Here is a 16,249-nt window from a genome sequence, read left to right on the forward strand (position 1 = left end):
GGAACTAACAGGCAAGATGCCTGTTCCACCAGATAATTCATCTGTTGTGGAACTAACAGGCAAGATGCCTGTTCCACTAGAAAATTCATCTGTTGTGGAACTAACAGGCAAGATGCCTGTTCCACCAGATAATTCATGTGTTGTGGAACTAACAGGCAAGATGCCTGTTCCACCAGATAATTCATCTGTTGTGGAACTAACAGGCAAGATGCCTGTTCCACTAGATAATTCATCTTGTGTGGAACTAACAGGCAAGATGCCTGTTCCACAAGATAATTCATCTGTTGTGGAACTAACAGGCAAGATGCCTGTTCCACCAGATAATTCATCTTGTGTGGAAGCAACAGGCAAGATGCCTGTTCCACCAGATAATTCATCTTGTGTGGAAGCAACAGGCAAGATGCCTGTTCCACCAGAAAATTCATCTCTTGTGGAACGGGCATCTTGCCCGTTCTTGACAATGCCACATCTCCTTTGAAAATAATTCGGCGACTGAAATAGGAATTTCAGAAAGTCGTCAAAAAACCACTGGGGAATCGCTGCATTGTTATACTCAAGCGGCAACTGATAAGCGTCGCTGTACAGCATCACTGCGAGGAGATATTGCATCTTCTCGGCAATTTCCCCTCCTTCAGCAAGTTTCGAGGATAACTCCTGGACAAAACTTTGTTCTTCGTCAGTTAAAGTTTCATGTTTGAGACCGCTATGTAGTAGCAATTTATGAGCTTTCCCCATGTCTTTCGAGTAAGCAGTTTCTAATTTTTCCGCTGGCAAATTCAGCCAATATTCAGCTAGCTGTTGGCGGTAGGGGCGCAGCGCGAGAAGAGGCTGTTTTGAGGGGAATTTCTTGTATTGATCAAGCATTGCTGACAATTCCGATAAACTCGGCTGGGTTCTCAATGCCAGCTTTTGGCGGATTTGCTGTTTGATTTGTTGATTCAGGAAACTGTAATCAGGACTATTGAGTAGTTTTTTGTAAAATCTTACTACATCCTTATGATTTTCCCCAGCCGCGAAGTTTTTCCAAGTTTGTTGTTCGGGATGAATCCGCAGTGAGGACAGTTTTTCGTCTACAAATCCGATGTGATAGTTCCCCATGATTCGCCACCACATATCTAAGTCTACATACTGAGATAATCCCGAATCAAATAATCCTATTTCTTCAAAGACTCGCGCGGCAATTAAGACGGTACTCGGTTCGCCAATTTTGTTTATCGGGTTGGTCAAGCAGTTAGTATCTGCCAGTAATTCTTTTCCGGGCTGAATAGATTTTAAATTCGACCAACTTTTATGCAAATCTTTAATTGATTGGGAAGCTCTCCGCAAAATTGGGTTAGATTCATCTTCAGCTATGGTGATGCCGCGCGGGGAGAAAACCATACCTATTTCTGGGTTTGCTTGGGCGAGTGCGACCATTTTCTCAATACATTCTGGTGCGAGTAAGTCGTCTTGAAATAGAAATTTAATGTATTGGCCTGTTGCTTGAGAGATGCAAAAATTCCAGTTTTGTGATAAGCCGTAGTTGCGGTGCAGTATGATGCGGAAATCGACTAAGGTTTGTGATTGGAATGATTGGGCGATCGCAATTGTGCGGTCTGTGGAGCCGTCGTCGGATATAATCAGTTCTATGTTAGGGTAGGTTTGGGCCAAAGCACTTTGAATTGCTTCCCCAATAAATGCTTCTCCGTTGTATGTCGGAATGCAAATGCTAACCTTCGGCTGCCCGTTTGGCAGTTCTGCTTTTGATTGACTTTGTTGCTGTGATGGTGGCAAGTTAGCCCTAATTTTGGCAGACTGCGCTTTGGCAGCTCCTGAAAGATGTATGCTTTGAAAGCTATCGGTAATCTCGGCAATATATTCGAGACGTTTTCTAATTTTATTCCCTGTAACTTGCGGGTTGAGTAAAGTCTTAATTTCCTCAGCAGCTATCGCTCCACTTTGTTGAGCTTCCCGGTAATTGTTGAAGACGTACCGCATTAAATCCGCAGCGTGTTCGACATCCGGTTCGGCCCAAACATTGCCTTTTTTGTAAGGCCCGCAATCTTTCTCAATTGGGATTAACTTATACTTGACTAAATAGCTGTTGCCGACATTCATAAATTCTGTATTTGATGAATAGTCGGTGGCAATTACGGGTTTTCCGTAAAACATGGCTTCAGCCATTGTTAAGCCAAATCCTTCGCAGCGGTGCAGCGATACATAACAGTCGCAATTATAGAGCAAGCCGTTAAGTTTATTTTTGGACAAATATCCGTCTAGATGTTTGATATTTGAATTATTTGCTATGGCTGAGTTTAAGGATGCTTGCGCCGCTGAAAATTTGTGGGAATTAGAAGATTTGATGACCAATAATACGCTGTTATCTTCCCCAAAAGCTTGTTTAAATGCTTGAATTGTCGCCAAAGTATTTTTGCGCTCTATGCGGCTAGAAAAGTCGAAGACAAACAAGAAAATAAATTTATTTTTCGGTAAATTCAGTGCTTCTCTTTTCAGGGAAGGTGCGGGGAGAGCAATACTGGGCATGATTTTGATAACGGGAATTGGCGAGACTGCGGAAATTGCCTCGGCGCAATAGTTGCTGTAAGTCCATATTTCGTGAAAGTGATTAAATGCTGGCTGCCATTCTGGGGGAAATGCGGGCAGTTCCCAAGCCCAAAAGCCGATATTGTATTGGTTTTTAAAGTAGCTGGAACCTGTATGTTTAATAAAGGTTGCAACTTCATCGGCGTTGACTTGAATTAAGTTTACGGGATGGGGATTGTCTTGGCTAAAATTTTGATAGGTGGTGTCTTTCTTGCGGTGGGGACTGCGGGTAAAATTGTTGATGACGAAGGGAATGTTGGCGGCTTCTGCGGCTCGGATGTTTGCTCGGACACCTTCTCCTATGCCAAATTCGCCGTTGATGTAGCCGGCGATGTTCATTCCTAGATTAGGCTTCATAGTTTCTAATGTATTTAGCAAATTGTTGGGTGGATTTTTGGGGAAAAAGCAGAATTAATGGAACTCCTCAATCGCGTTAAATGAGGAGATGGGTTAAGAATAAATTATAATTTTGCTCAATATTTGCTAAGATATAGCAATCCTTGTAGGATGGGTGAACAAGATTAAATGAACCGCAGAGGGCGCAGAGAACGCAGAGGAAGAGAAGAGAGGGAAGAGAAAGAGTTGGCAACAGAAAATTGGGTGCTTGACAAATGTGCCGATCGCCATTGTATACTGGCATCGCAATGCTAACCTTCGGCTGGTTGTCTGTCGGCATGGGTGGCTCTGTTTTATTTTACGATAAACTAATCAGGAATTTTAGAGAAAGTGATCGATCGCGTCAACCACGACCTCTTGAAGCTGCTCCCGCCGGATGCTAAAGTCATTGTTGAAATTGGCTGCGGTACTGGCTCGACGGGCCAAGAGTACAAGCTGATCAATCCCCATTGTCAGTATATTGGCATTGAATGCGATCGAGAAAAAGCTAAAATTGCAGTCGATCGGCTAAACTGGGTGACGGTAGCCGATATTGAAGAAATTGCTCTCGAAAGTCTCGACATCGCCCCAGGAACCGTCGATTGTTTGGTTTTTGGTGACTTGCTACCCTATCTCAAAAACCCTTGGGAAGTGCTCAAGCAGTACAGTGCTTTGCTGAATCCAGAGGGGCAAATTCTCGCCAGAATCCCTAATGTTCAATACTGGCGGCGGATTGTCAATTTGTTGCGGGGACAGTGGGAGAATCCCGACAGCAAGATGCAGCACTGGTTTACCCTAGAAAGTATTAAATCACTATTTGCTCAAGCCGGATTGCAGGTTTATGAATTTCAAGGGAAGGGACACAAAACTGAAAATTTTGTCCAGTTTCAGGAATTACTGCATCCTATGGTAAAGGCTTTAGAGCTAACATCGAGCAGTTTTGCTACTGAAACCGGTGCTGAATATTATATCGTGCGATCGACCAAATCGACCGTACCTGCGCGCAGACTGCTGATTCAGACTATCATTATGGCTCCTACAGGGTGCGATCGCGTGCGAGTTTTGGAACCGGACAAATTTAGCGCTACAATTCCCGGTGTCCGCACCGTATCCGGCGTGAAAACAGCAGAGTTAATTCCGCCGCTGCCGGAAGAAGAAAAAGTCTTCATCTGGCAGCGGACAATCATGCAATACCCCGGCTATATTCCCCAACTCAAAGAACTGCTTAAACAAGGCTATTTAATAGTAGCTGAGATTGACGACAACCCCATTCGCCGCCGCGAATACGCCGACAATAATTACCTCAGCTATCGCGGCTGTCACTGCGTGCAAACTTCTACAGAACCGCTAGCAAAAATTTTGCGGTCTTACAATCACAATGTTGCCGTATTTCCCAATCAATTAGCTTATCTACCTCCGGCGCGAATTTATCCGACAGAAGATACAGTCACCATCTTTTTTGGTGCACTCAACCGCGAAAAAGATTGGCAGCCGATTATGGCAGCGCTCAATCGAGTTTTAGTCGCACACAAGCACAGGATTAGAGTTAAAGTAATCCACGACAGCCGTTTTTTTGAAGCGTTGGAAATACAGCAAAAAGAATTTGAACCATTTTGCAGTTACGAACGGTATCAAGAAATTATGTACAGTTGCGATATAGCTTTGCTACCGCTTGTTTCCAACCCGGTTAACGAAATGAAATCCGACTTAAAATTTATTGAATGTGCAGCGCGGGGAGTAGCGGTGCTGGCAAGTCCCACTGTGTACGAACATTCGATTGTCGAAGGTGAAACCGGATTGATTTATAGATATGAAAAAGAGTTTGAAACCAAACTAAATTCGCTGATTTCTGACACTTCTCGGCGCCGGAAAATAGCCGCGAATGCTTACGAATGGGTGCGGGACAACCGCTTACTGTGCGGGCACTACCGGCAGCGGCGAGATTGGTACTTACAGATGCGGGAGGAGTTGCCACGTTTAAATGCTGAGTTGCGCGATCGCCTGCCGGAGTTATTTGGTGACTAAGTGCGGTAAGATTTATAGGCTATTGTGCGATCGTTCTGTTTTATTGTTTAATTTTTAATTTTTACTCCACACCTATGCGAATTCTATTCACTATTGCTCACTTTTACAATCCCAGCGGCGACGGGAAACACGCTTCCCAGCGAAATGATCCGCAACCACGACTAAATGCTTTAACCGCTTGCGTGACATCGCTGCAAGCTTTGTACGGCAAATCTCAGTCCATGATTGACATTAGCGAATGTGCAACTATCCCAGCAAATCAATCTCAACAGCACGAAATTGACATTGTTGTTTGCACTACTCAAGGTTATCATCTGTTGCCTCAACTGCCAGTGCAGCCCAGATGTTTTATGCACCATGCTACAAAATGCGAACCGCTGCTGTTGGGGTTTGAGTGTCAAGCAGTTTTGCGAGCGTGTCTTAACAAATACGATTATTTCTGTTATTTGGAAGATGATTTAGTTCTGCATGATCCGTGGTTTTTTAGTAAATTAAAGTGGTTTACGCATCACGGAGGAAATGGGAATTTGCTGCAACCTAATCGCTATGAAATAGCGCCTAAAGGCGCGGTTTTTAAAGCATATGTTGATGGTGATTTAGCAGACTCAGCGACTTCTCCGTTTCAAAATGTAGAGGAGCAGCGGCAGTTAACGGGAAAAATCATGGAACAAAAAATCGCTTTTGAGCGGGCGTTGAATCCTCATTCCGGCTGCTATTTTTTGAATGCGGAACAGATGGCACACTGGGCTAAGCAGTCTCATTTTTTGGATAGGGATACTAGCTTTATCGGCCCGCTGGAAAGCGCGGCGACTTTAGGAATTATGCGGACTTTTAGAGTTTACAAGTCAACTCCTGCTTATGCTAATTTTTTGGAGATTCAACATTTTGGAGCGAGTTTTCTGAACTTGATTGGTAATAAGGTGAGGATACCCGAAGAAGGATGAGTTAAGATATTCAGGTAAGCTGCAATACTTGAGAGGTAGCATGACCCCGGCAACCGAAAAGATTGTCCTTCCCTCTCCCTTCCCCGACCACACTCAACTGCCAGAGGAAGACGGCACTTTTGTGAAGAATTTTCAGGAGCATCCGCAGAGTATTATTTTGACTGATTCTCTTGGGTCGGTATTGCAACGGCTTCATCCCGATGGGCAATATGCTATAGGGCAAGACTGTGGCATCTATTGGCGAGAAACAGACCCGCTTGAAAAGGGAGCAGAAGCTCCTGATTGGTTCTACGTGCCGAATGTGCCACCAACACTAGGAAATCAGATTCGTCGCTCTTACGTGCTGTGGCGGGAATTCATGGCTCCGATGATTGCTTTGGAGTTCGCATCGGGAGATGGTTCAGAAGAGCGGGACACAACGCCGCTATCGTACTCGGAAGTTGGAGCGGCGCAAAGGCCTGGGAAGTTTTGGGTATATGAACGGATCATGCGGATTCCGTATTATGGGATTTATGAAATCAATAATGGCAGACTGGAGGTTTACAGCCTGAACAATGGGTTTTACCAGCAGTTGCTTCCGAACGATCGCGCTCATTATCCGATCGCGCCAATGGGCGTAGAATTAGGACTGTGGGAAGGCCGTTATCAAAACCAGACAATGCTGTGGCTGCGGTGGTGGGACAGCGAGGGTAATTTGCTGCTGACAGGTACAGAACGAGCTTCCTTAGCAGAGCAGGCTTTGAATGCAGAAGCCCAAGCACGGCGGGATGCCATCCCTCGGTTGTTGGCAATGGGATTGAATACACAGCAAGTGGCAGAAGCACTCGGTTTATCAGTAGAGGAAGTTAGGCAGCATTCACAATCTTAATGTTGCTTTTGATTAAGAATATTCCTGGACGCAGAAACCGGGTTTTTTTACAAAACTACTGCATTTTATCCTTGAATGCTGGTGAAAAACCCGGTTTCTTTGGTATTTATGCGTAATATCATGTCCGAGAAATTGACCATAATATCTCGGCCGGGCGGGTTTTTGAGATTGTCAATTATTGGCACATATTTTTGGTGAACCCGCCCCTACCTGATTTCGGGTGAAGCGAAGCGGAGGAAATCGACCGGGCATGATAATAAGTCCTAATCTATTTTACAGCAGTCAAAACATCGCCGATTTTAACTGTGCCGCTGTTGATGATTTTGGCTAAAACTCCAGTTTGTGCGTGACCGAATTCCTTTTGGAGTAAACTGAGTAGGGAAATATCCCGATCGCCTGTTTCTGGATTCACTTCTATATTGACACAGCGACCGATTCGTGCTGTAACTTCTATGAGCGCCGTGCCTAATTGAAACTGTTTTCCAATCAACTCAAATTCTGACCAAGCTGCCATACCTTCTAGCACAATGTTCGGGCGAAATCTGCCCACGTCAATGTTTTGAACAGCAATTTCTGTTAATTGGTCTAATGTGGCTTGACTGAGTAAAGAAATGTGTACTGGTTCTCGATCGGGATAACGAGTTTCGCCGCTGGTGTCGCCGACTAATTGCAAAGGTGCAAACTGCGGGTGTCTCGCTTCTTTTGTCGGTTCAATTGCCGCCAGATATTCTGTGAAAAAACTGCCGATGCGATCGCGACCCGCTGCTGTGTTCGTTTCTGCCGATAACACTTCAACTCCTTCACGCTTGACTGTTAAAACGGCCGTTTCCGGTTGATAATCACATTCTAAAGCTGCTAACAAAGGCCAATCATTTTGAACCGCAAAATATTTTTTGCTCATCCAAGGCACGTTGTCTGCAGGCATCTTTGCAGCTTCAAGATTATCTGCAAACATTAAGGCAAAAGCTCGATCGCCCTTAATTCCATGTCCTGCTGTTAAAGCAAACTCCGACATTTCTTGCGGTGTCAACCCTTTAATTGGATAAATAAATAACTGTTTTATTGTTGCAGGTATCATAATTTTTAGGAAGTTACTACAATTTTAACTCTCACTCTTGTCCCCCCCTTACTAAGGGGGGCTAGGGGGGTCGAAGCTAATTCAAAAACCTTAATCCAATTGCTATAAAAACCCGATTAAGCTAGCAATTCATAGCGGCGGATATCGGGAGGCCCAACGGCCAAACCGTCTAATTTATGCACGGCGTCTTGAATGTGAGTTGAACCGAGATGTAGTTCGAGCAAATCTGCACTTTCCCACTCTTCAACATAGGTAAAATCTGTGGGATCGGCTTGATTTTGCAGGAGTTCGTATTTGATGCAGCCTTTTTCTTTACGAGTTGGTTCTATAATGCTCAGCAGCAGAGATTTAAGTTCTGCTACTTTGTCGGGAAAGGCGGCGAGGCGGGCGACTACTCGCAAGGTTGTTTTGGACATAGGAAAAAGGAGGCTCTGCTATTTTAATTGAATTTACGGATTTCAATGGGGCAAACACTGTCATCAGTAACTACTGTAGCGCGGAATGGAACCAAATCAGCAGCGTACTTGCTGCTATGCCACTGCACATAAAAGCTTCAGCTCAAGCTGGATTTCTGGGCGCTCCCGTTTTCGATCCTGTAGCAACAAATGAATACATCAAAACTGAGTTGCTCAAACTTGGATGGCAAGCGAGAATCCCGATTCCGCCGATCTATCGATTTTTGGGAACAGATGTTGACTTTGGCTCTTCTGGTGCGATTGTAGAAGTTCAGTTTTCTCACTATTCATTTCTATTAAACAATACCGTGCGATCCCAATTGTTTTTCAACACTAACACGCCTCTCACAGGACAGCCCGTTAGGGTTGTTATTATACTTACAAAATCACAAATGTTTCCTGCGGCTAATAGCAGCCTTTACTACGAGCAAGCTGTGAACCAGTTAACAGTATTATCGGCCTATCTATTTAATGTACCGCTCAGAATAGTTGGTTTATTCACGCAAAGGAATACAACAGTACCTGCAAAATTGACTGTTTACAGCGCTCAAACATCAAGGACAATAGTAACTCAGGAAGAGCGTGAATGTCAAATAATTTCAGGACGCTCGCCCCGCAGTCGCAGTTCTATTCGGATTATTTGAAAAATGATATACTAGCTCCACAACTCAAGTTCTAATTGCTCTCCAATTTTAGTAGAATTCAGCGTTTTCTTACCGTTGCCATTTAGCTTGAGGTCTACTGGTGGAGCTTTTCCCCGAATATCCGCAGCAAAAGCAGCTTCCTCATATAGCAAGCGTTTCTCCATTTCTTCTAAGTGATACTCTTCGGGATATATTTTTGCTTTGCTGCGTTCTGTTGGTTTTTTACCTACTTGTACGTCAAACCGAAATGCTTCTATTGCCTGTCCGGTTTTTTCTACATAGTCCCGCAGAGTTTTTAAGTTGGGGAAATAGCCGCGCTCGTCCGGTTCCCCGCTTAAACGACGCAGCGCAACTTGATAATATTTTAGCTCCAATTCTGCACCGATAAAATGCCGATCGCAGTTTTTAGCTACAACGGCTGCCGTACCCGAACCCATATAAGGATCGAGAACAACATTACCTTTCACGGTTGTAGTCAAGACAATTCTAGCTATTAAGTCTTCGGGAAATTGACAGGGATGTATAGTTTGTTCTTCGTGGTTGTGTTTGACGTTGCGGAACATCCAAATGTCGCCTGGGTTTTTCCCGTCAGGATTACATGAAAGTTCGCCTTTGCGAGAACCCCGGTAATGTTTTTTATTTTGATACTTTTGCGGTACTCTAATATCGTCTAAGTTAAATATATATTCATCGGATTTAGTAAACCAAAGAATTGTCTCGTGGCGGCATGAGAATTTCTTTCTGCCGTGCAAACCGTGCTGTCTCCCCCAGATAATTCGATTCCGAGGAATTAACCCGCAGGATTCTAGAATTGGGAAGAAGCGAATATCGAGCGGAATTAGCATACCCCGATCGGAGAAAGCACCGACTTGCCAGAACAGCGAACCTGATTTTTTGAGAATTCGGCTGCACTCTTGCAGCACAATTCTCTGTTCTTCTAAATAAACATTGAGAGCTTGCTTGGTCTCGTATTCTTTGCCCAAATTGTAGGGAGGAGAGGATACTACTAAATCAACGCATTCATCTGGCAAGCTGCTCAGAAGTTCCTGACAATTTCCCAGAAATATCCGATCTAGCGGGAGCTGTTCTCGGTTCTGGTGCTGCATTTGCTTTGCCTTTAATTTCAAAAAAAGTTCTACTTCCACTGAAGATAACCCAAACCCGTCAATTAGTCAATACCTCAATCTTTGGGATAAAATCGCTTGTTTTCTGTAGAATATTCCCAGGCGAGATCCTCCGGGTCTTTTTCACGGCTCCACTGAGCAAACTCCGGCTTAAGTTTCCACTTGCCGATCGTACTTGCGTGAACTTTGAACCTGCGAGAGAGTTCCGTCTGGGTAAAAGAGATTTTGGGCTTGTGAGGAGTCTTGGTTTGAGCAATGGGGAATAAATTTGGTTTTTTCTCTTGTGTTTTTTCCCGATTTGTGGGAGGCTCTTGAACAGCTATTGCCACATTAGCTGTTTCGCTTTGATTGACAGTTGGAGCTATTTGAAAATAATACAAAATTCCGCCTTGTTCCGTCACTTCAAAATCTGCGGCAAACTCCGAGGCTCGTTCGTCGAGATACTCTTGAACCTTTTCTCCGGGGAGTTTCGCATTCATCGCCAAATCCAAAGCCGTAACTCGCCCTTGATTTTCCTTGATCAACTTGTAGAAAACCGAGTCTAAATGAGCGAGTTTGTGTTTTTGCTGCTGCTGGTAGAGCTTGTAAGCCCAAGCAATGCCCGCTGTGGTGGCGATCGCCCAAAACATCCTTCCCGACTCGAAACTGGCAACCGCCGTCAAGGAAATAGGCAAAAGCAGGGTAAGATATCCCCAAATGCTTCCCTTCTTTAGGTTATTGCTGTTTTTGACCATAGTTCCTAAACAGGTACGTAGTTTAGCTTAGTAGAGCGTGTCTCAATGCCACGAAAGTTTTTCGACAGTCGATATATCGATCGGCCCGCTGACACACCCAAAAACGGATACTGTGCCGCGTACACTCGCCTTGTGGACAATCCCTAATTTTAGACCAAAGTTCCAGCTCCTTTGATTCAATGTCGCAAGTAAATCGAAAATCGAAAATCGAAAATCGAGTGACGCACTCTACTATAAAATCCCAGAATCTACTTTTTTTTGCAACCGAGGGTTCATGTACTTTTTTCGCAAACAGATTGCCATCCTGCTGATAGTTGTTGCTTGCTGTACGCTGACGATTAGTTGCAGCAATAGCCGAGCTATCCAGTGTACTAAATTTACTGAAATTGTCAACAAAGGCAACGCTCTCATTGATGTTGATAAAGACAGCAACGATGCTGCAACGACCGACAACTTAGCTAAAAATTTGAACCTGATAGCGAACGAACTTGAGGCTCTGCGAATAACAGATTCAACCCTCAAAGAAATTCAAAAGCCATCGGTTAAATCCTTCCAGGAAATTAGTCAAGCACTAGGCGACATAAGCAAAAGTCTTCAGGCTGCAAATCTCGCTTCTACAAGTATAGAAGGTCGAGAGCAAATCGAAACAGCTCAAGCAGATATTATTAGAGCCGGCCAACAGGCGAATCAAGCAGCCGCAAATCAAGACGCTTTGACTAGCAAACTGATTAATTATTGTAAGGGCGATCGCTAAAGGCTAAGAGTTTTGAGTTTTGAATGCGTGAGTTTTGAGTTTGAGGAAGGCATCGCCTTCATCTATAGCGGTATTCAAGGAAGTGAGGTACGCGCTATAGAATTCGGAGAAAGAAAAGGAAGCGCCGATGCCCGATGCCCGATGCCCGATGCCCGATGCCCGATGCCCAGGAACACCTAATTTACCTGAGAACGGCTATAGCATCTACTAATTCCCCATTACCCAATTTAGTGATGAATTTCTAGATTCAAGATATAGCGACCGAGTTGCACTTTCTCTGACCACAACTCGTATTCTAACTGCAAGTGATCCGGTTCCGGCTTTCCTGTCAGCGTCAAGTTGCGAGTGAAGTTGCGGAGTCGCAACTGTTCGGGAGTCGCCAGCGATTCGCCCTGAAGCCAATAACGGCTCAGGCCGTACATTCCTCGTTCCCAGCAGTGGCGGTAACTGTATTTGCCGTTTCCTTGCATGGTCATAATGACTCGATAGGGCGAAACTTCTAGCCAGAGCAACCGGGGTTTTGTAGTTGGGGGTAAGATTGTAACTTGCTCGGCAGATTCATTGGAGCCCTCGGAAAATTCGCGATCGATTATTGCTGGTTCGTGCAACAACAAGTGAAAGCGATCCCGGTCTTTTTGATAAACCGTAGCAGCGGTTTCAACGACTGACCACAAAGGTAAATCTGTGGATACCAGCGATAAACTTACAGGCTTGCGGTGATGGGTCAGCATAAATAAAAGTTTAGGAGTTGTGGTGGATCGGGCGGTTTGAGATTTGAGATTTGAGACTTTAGATTTTAGATGGGCTGGGTTCCAAATTCCGGAGCTTTTGCTTAACAAAATGAAAAATCTAAAACTCGCAATCGAAAATCTAAAATTGTTCAGTCAAACTTCAATCATCTGGTCGATAAGTGAGAGCAGGACATGAAATCTAAGCAGATACACGGATAATATTTGTGAAATTAATGTGAAATCCGTGCCGTTGCGTCCGCACTCCCGTGTCATCGAGAACTCACAGCGGAGTCTCCGGGCGAGTTTAATCAGGCTTTAAGTTAACCGGACACATTGGGAAAAAACCCGCAGGCCGTACAAAAGACGACTAACTTAGGACTGAGAAAAAGGTAGGATAGCTAACGCCATCTAATCCTAGTTTATCTCAATGCAAGCTGACATTATAACTACTACGCTTCTTGACAAAAACCAAACTTTAAGCATTCAAAAACCGGCCTCGGGCTTGTCGCTGGTGGGGAGGATTCGAGTTCCCGGCGATAAGTCGATTTCTCACCGAGCTTTGATGTTGGGTGCGATCGCCCAAGGTGAAACTACTATTGAGGGACTACTTCTAGGAGAAGACCCCCGCAGCACTGCTAAATGTTTCTCGCTCTTGGGAGCCAAAGTTTCTGAACTCAACGCGGAACGGGTGACAGTCCGGGGCGTCGGAATTGGCGAGTTAGAGGAGCCTGTGGAAGTCTTGGACGCGGGTAATTCCGGCACGACGATGCGGCTGATGTTGGGAATTTTAGCCTCTCATCCGGGGCGTTTTTATGCAGTAACGGGTGACAGTTCTTTGCGATCGCGCCCCATGTCGCGCGTCATTAAACCGCTGCAACAAATGGGAGCGCAAATTTGGGGCCGAAAAAGCAATTCTTTAGCTCCTTTAGGGATACTGGGACAGCAGTTAAAACCGATTCACTACCATTCTCCGATCGCCTCGGCTCAAGTTAAATCTTGCATTTTGCTCGCCGGTTTGATGGCAAGCGGAGAAACTACAGTCACAGAACCCGCTCTGTCGCGGGATCACAGCGAGCGGATGCTGCGAGCGTTTGGAGCCCAATTGAGCGTCGATCCAGAAACTTGTAGCGTGACAGTCACTGGGCCGACACAACTGCAAGGGCAGAATGTGATTGTACCGGGGGATATTAGTTCGGCGGCATTTTGGCTAGTTGCTGGGGCGATCGTCCCGGGTTCGGAGCTCGTAGTCGAAAATGTCGGCGTCAACCCAACTCGTACAGGCATTTTGGAAGCTTTGGAAATGATGGGCGCCGATATTGAACTGCAAAATCAGCGAGAGGCGGCTGGGGAACCGGTAGCGGATATTTTGGTTCGCAGTTCCGGCCAATTGCGGGGATGCACCATTGCGGGCGACTTAATTCCCCGACTGATTGACGAAATCCCGATTTTGGCCGTAGCGGCGATCTTTGCGTCGGGTACTACAATAATTCGAGATGCGGCCGAGTTGCGAGTCAAAGAGAGCGATCGACTGGCCGTGACTGCTGCGGAACTCAACCGCATGGGAGCCCAAATTTCCGAGTTACCCGACGGTTTAGAAATTACCGGGGGAACTCCTTTGACCGGCGCGGATGTTGACAGCTACACCGACCACCGAATAGCGATGAGTTTGGCGATCGCAGCGCTCAACGCCACAGGTATTACTAACATTCACCGGGCCGAAGCCGCTGCCATTTCCTACCCCGACTTTACCGCCACTTTGCAGCAAGTTTGCCATCCAAATTAAGATTGGGCATTGGGAATTGGCATTGGGCATTGGGCATTGGGCATTGGGCATTGGGCATTGGGCATTGGGCATTGGGCATTGGGCATTGGGCATTGGGCATGGGTTGCTGGTTACTTGTTATCGGTTATGGCTATAGCCTTACAAATAACAAATAACCACTAACTAATGACCAAGGACTAATGACTAATGACTAATGACTAATGACCAATGACTAATGACTAATGACTTCCTCTAAGAATCTTTACCTACAACTTGTTCTTTTAAAGAATCAATTTCCGTTAACAACTCTTGGCGATCGGAAGCCTTGAGCAGATAGCGGTAAACAAACCAACCCGTATATCCCATGCCAATCAACTCAAAAACTGGAGCTACCAAAGGGACATCATTAAGAGCACCTAAAACTCCCAGCATTACCTTAATACTAATACCGCCTGCCAGAATTAAACCAACAGTTATGAGGGGCTTTTGGTAGTCAGCAAAAAAATTGGATAGATAGGCTGGAAGTTCCGACAAAATTGTAATAACTTGGTCTTTAATATCTTGGAACTGGCTGGCCGTTGTTTCTGTGGCTGTCACTGTAGTCATGACCCCCGGTTTGTCCTCCACCAGATCTACTGTCACGACTTCAGTGATTGTTTGTGTCTCGTCCGAAAAGTTAGCTTGTGTCATTGAATACTTCCTCCGTTGTCAGGTAAAATTGCAGGCTGTGAATTGCTGCCAGTATAATTCTCCGGCAATTAGCACAGCATCCGCGCTGCAGGGACTAATTGATGAGACTAAGGCAGAGTTTCACAAATTGCAAGCAAAAATAACGATATGACTTGATTTTAAACAATTGCCTTCGTTGCCAAATCGCTCTTTTGACTCATTTTTTCACTTGAGCGAGGTCGATTTGATTCGGGCAAGGGCGTCCTTGTTCAAAGTCGGTGATGTTGCCGATCGTGGTTTCGGCGATATTTTTCAAAGCTTCCTCGGTGAAGAAAGCTTGATGTCCGGTAATTAGGACGTTGGGGAAAGTCAGCAAACGCTGAAAAACATCGTCTTGAATGACCTGATTTGACAAATCCTCAAAAAACAGATCCGTCTCTTGTTCGTAAACATCTAAGCCGAGGTAGCCAATTTTACCAGACTTCAGCCCTTTGGTAACAGCTTTAGTGTCAATCAACTGACCGCGGCTGGTATTGATCAGCATCATCCCCGGTTTCATTTGCTCGATCGCCTCTGCACCGATCAAATGGTAAGTTTCCGGTACCAGCGGACAGTGGAGGCTGACAATATCAGAGGTGGCGAAGAGTTCCGGGAGTGCGACGTATTCCATGCCTAGGGCGAGGCAATCTGGGTTTTGGGAAACATCGTATCCCAGCAGGCGACACCCGAATCCGTGCAGAATTTGGGCAGTAATTGCGCCAATTCTGCCTGTTCCGACGATTCCCACCGTTTTGCCGTGGAGGTCAAAACCCAACAAGCCATCTAGGGCGAAATTGCCTTCGCGGACGCGGTTGTAGGCCCGATGGATTCTGCGGTTGAGGGACAAAATCAGAGCGACTGCGTGTTCGGCCACTGCGTAGGGAGAATAAGCAGGAACTCGCAGCAGAGTTAGATCTAAATCCCTCGCTGCTGCTAAATCGACGTGATTGAATCCGGCGGATCTCAGTGCCAGCAAGCGGACGCCTTTTTCGGCAATGGCAAGCAGCGTTTTCGCGTCCAAGCAGTCGTTCACGAACGCGCAAACGGCCGGAAATCCAGCAGCCAAAACGCTGGTTTCCAGGTTCAGACGCGGTTCAAAAAAAACTAAATCGTGTTTGCCGCCGACATTCGCTGCTTCCAGAAATGTGCGATCGTAGGATTTGGTGCTGAATACGGCTACCTTCATGATTTTTGCCTGCAAACCCAGTAATAGTGGGAAATTCTTTCCCGATCAACTCTAAATTTTACTAGAACGCCGTTGCCCCTGCCCCAAACAACCCACTTTCCATGAGAAATATTGAATTTCGTAACAAGAGCCTCTCTCAAAAAACCATTTTTTGAGCTTGAGGGCAACTCCTGCTTAATTTTTTGAATCTAATTGCTTATACTGTAAGCTGTTGTACCTTTAAATAGGGTATAATAAAAAAGGAGTTTAGTCAATCTCTACAAAAATGCCAGCTAAAA

At 45.4% G+C, this 16,249-nt stretch carries 15 protein-coding genes; 7 read left to right on the forward strand and 8 right to left on the reverse strand.

Translation table 11 applies throughout. The features are described 5' to 3' along the window. Positions 1–2,940 (reverse strand): glycosyltransferase (locus QUB12_RS13270; RefSeq protein WP_333307098.1); only part of this gene is annotated, 2,940 nt, incomplete at its 3' end. A 369-nt stretch (positions 2,941–3,309) separates the two neighbouring features. Between QUB12_RS13270 and QUB12_RS13275 the strand changes: the two genes are divergently transcribed. The 3 genes from QUB12_RS13275 (at position 3,310) to QUB12_RS13285 (ending at position 6,795) form a co-directional block, all read left to right on the forward strand. After that, on the forward strand, positions 3,310–4,983 hold the full coding sequence (locus tag QUB12_RS13275) for a methyltransferase domain-containing protein (protein WP_333307100.1): 1,674 nt from the start codon (positions 3,310–3,312) through the stop codon (positions 4,981–4,983). Positions 4,984–5,057: 74 nt separating this feature from the next. Continuing rightward, complete coding sequence (locus QUB12_RS13280; protein ID WP_333142724.1) at positions 5,058–5,927, forward strand: calcium-binding protein; 870 nt, start codon at positions 5,058–5,060, stop codon at positions 5,925–5,927. Positions 5,928–5,967: 40 nt separating this feature from the next. Beyond that, positions 5,968–6,795 (forward strand): Uma2 family endonuclease, encoded by an 828-nt coding sequence (locus tag QUB12_RS13285; RefSeq protein ID WP_333307103.1) that lies wholly within the window; start codon positions 5,968–5,970, stop codon positions 6,793–6,795. 268 nt (positions 6,796–7,063) lie between these two features. Here the strand turns inward: QUB12_RS13285 and QUB12_RS13290 are convergent, their stop codons facing one another. Further along, a complete protein-coding gene (locus tag QUB12_RS13290; RefSeq protein WP_333307105.1) occupies positions 7,064–7,873 on the reverse strand; it encodes an MOSC domain-containing protein in 810 nt (269 codons plus the stop codon). Positions 7,874–7,989: 116 nt separating this feature from the next. Further along, positions 7,990–8,289: a putative quinol monooxygenase gene (locus tag QUB12_RS13295; protein WP_333307107.1), complete on the reverse strand. Its 300-nt coding sequence runs from the start codon at positions 8,287–8,289 to the stop codon at positions 7,990–7,992. A gap of 116 nt (positions 8,290–8,405) precedes the next feature. On the opposite strand from QUB12_RS13295, the gene QUB12_RS13300 reads away from it, so the two are divergent. Next, positions 8,406–8,972, forward strand: a complete 567-nt coding sequence (locus QUB12_RS13300; RefSeq protein ID WP_333307109.1) for a hypothetical protein — start codon at positions 8,406–8,408, stop codon at positions 8,970–8,972. Between the two features lie 11 nt (positions 8,973–8,983). Here the strand turns inward: QUB12_RS13300 and QUB12_RS13305 are convergent, their stop codons facing one another. Continuing rightward, the gene (locus tag QUB12_RS13305) at positions 8,984–10,117 is read right to left on the reverse strand and encodes a DNA methyltransferase (protein ID WP_333307111.1); all 1,134 of its coding nucleotides are present in this window, start codon (positions 10,115–10,117) and stop codon (positions 8,984–8,986) included. A gap of 35 nt (positions 10,118–10,152) precedes the next feature. Beyond that, positions 10,153–10,830 (reverse strand): hypothetical protein, encoded by a 678-nt coding sequence (locus tag QUB12_RS13310; RefSeq protein ID WP_333307113.1) that lies wholly within the window; start codon positions 10,828–10,830, stop codon positions 10,153–10,155. A gap of 274 nt (positions 10,831–11,104) precedes the next feature. On the opposite strand from QUB12_RS13310, the gene QUB12_RS13315 reads away from it, so the two are divergent. Next, a complete protein-coding gene (locus tag QUB12_RS13315; protein WP_333142732.1) occupies positions 11,105–11,584 on the forward strand; it encodes a hypothetical protein in 480 nt (159 codons plus the stop codon). A gap of 12 nt (positions 11,585–11,596) precedes the next feature. Next, complete coding sequence (locus QUB12_RS13320; protein WP_333142733.1) at positions 11,597–11,764, forward strand: hypothetical protein; 168 nt, start codon at positions 11,597–11,599, stop codon at positions 11,762–11,764. Positions 11,765–11,811: 47 nt separating this feature from the next. Here the strand turns inward: QUB12_RS13320 and QUB12_RS13325 are convergent, their stop codons facing one another. Then, the gene (locus QUB12_RS13325; RefSeq protein WP_333142734.1) at positions 11,812–12,315 is read right to left on the reverse strand and encodes a hypothetical protein; all 504 of its coding nucleotides are present in this window, start codon (positions 12,313–12,315) and stop codon (positions 11,812–11,814) included. A gap of 427 nt (positions 12,316–12,742) precedes the next feature. Between QUB12_RS13325 and aroA the strand changes: the two genes are divergently transcribed. Next, positions 12,743–14,098, forward strand: a complete 1,356-nt coding sequence (gene aroA, locus QUB12_RS13330) for a 3-phosphoshikimate 1-carboxyvinyltransferase (protein ID WP_333142735.1) — start codon at positions 12,743–12,745, stop codon at positions 14,096–14,098. Between the two features lie 231 nt (positions 14,099–14,329). Here aroA and QUB12_RS13335 read toward each other — a convergent pair whose 3' ends face one another. Beyond that, positions 14,330–14,767 (reverse strand): CAAD domain-containing protein, encoded by a 438-nt coding sequence (locus QUB12_RS13335; RefSeq protein WP_333307115.1) that lies wholly within the window; start codon positions 14,765–14,767, stop codon positions 14,330–14,332. 196 nt (positions 14,768–14,963) lie between these two features. Continuing rightward, positions 14,964–15,971: a 2-hydroxyacid dehydrogenase gene (locus QUB12_RS13340; protein ID WP_333142736.1), complete on the reverse strand. Its 1,008-nt coding sequence runs from the start codon at positions 15,969–15,971 to the stop codon at positions 14,964–14,966. Positions 15,972–16,249: the final 278 nt, after the last annotated feature.

Origin of the sequence: Microcoleus sp. B7-D4 (assembly GCF_036705125.1) — a bacterium.
Taxonomy (GTDB): Bacteria; Cyanobacteriota; Cyanobacteriia; order Cyanobacteriales; family Microcoleaceae; genus Microcoleus.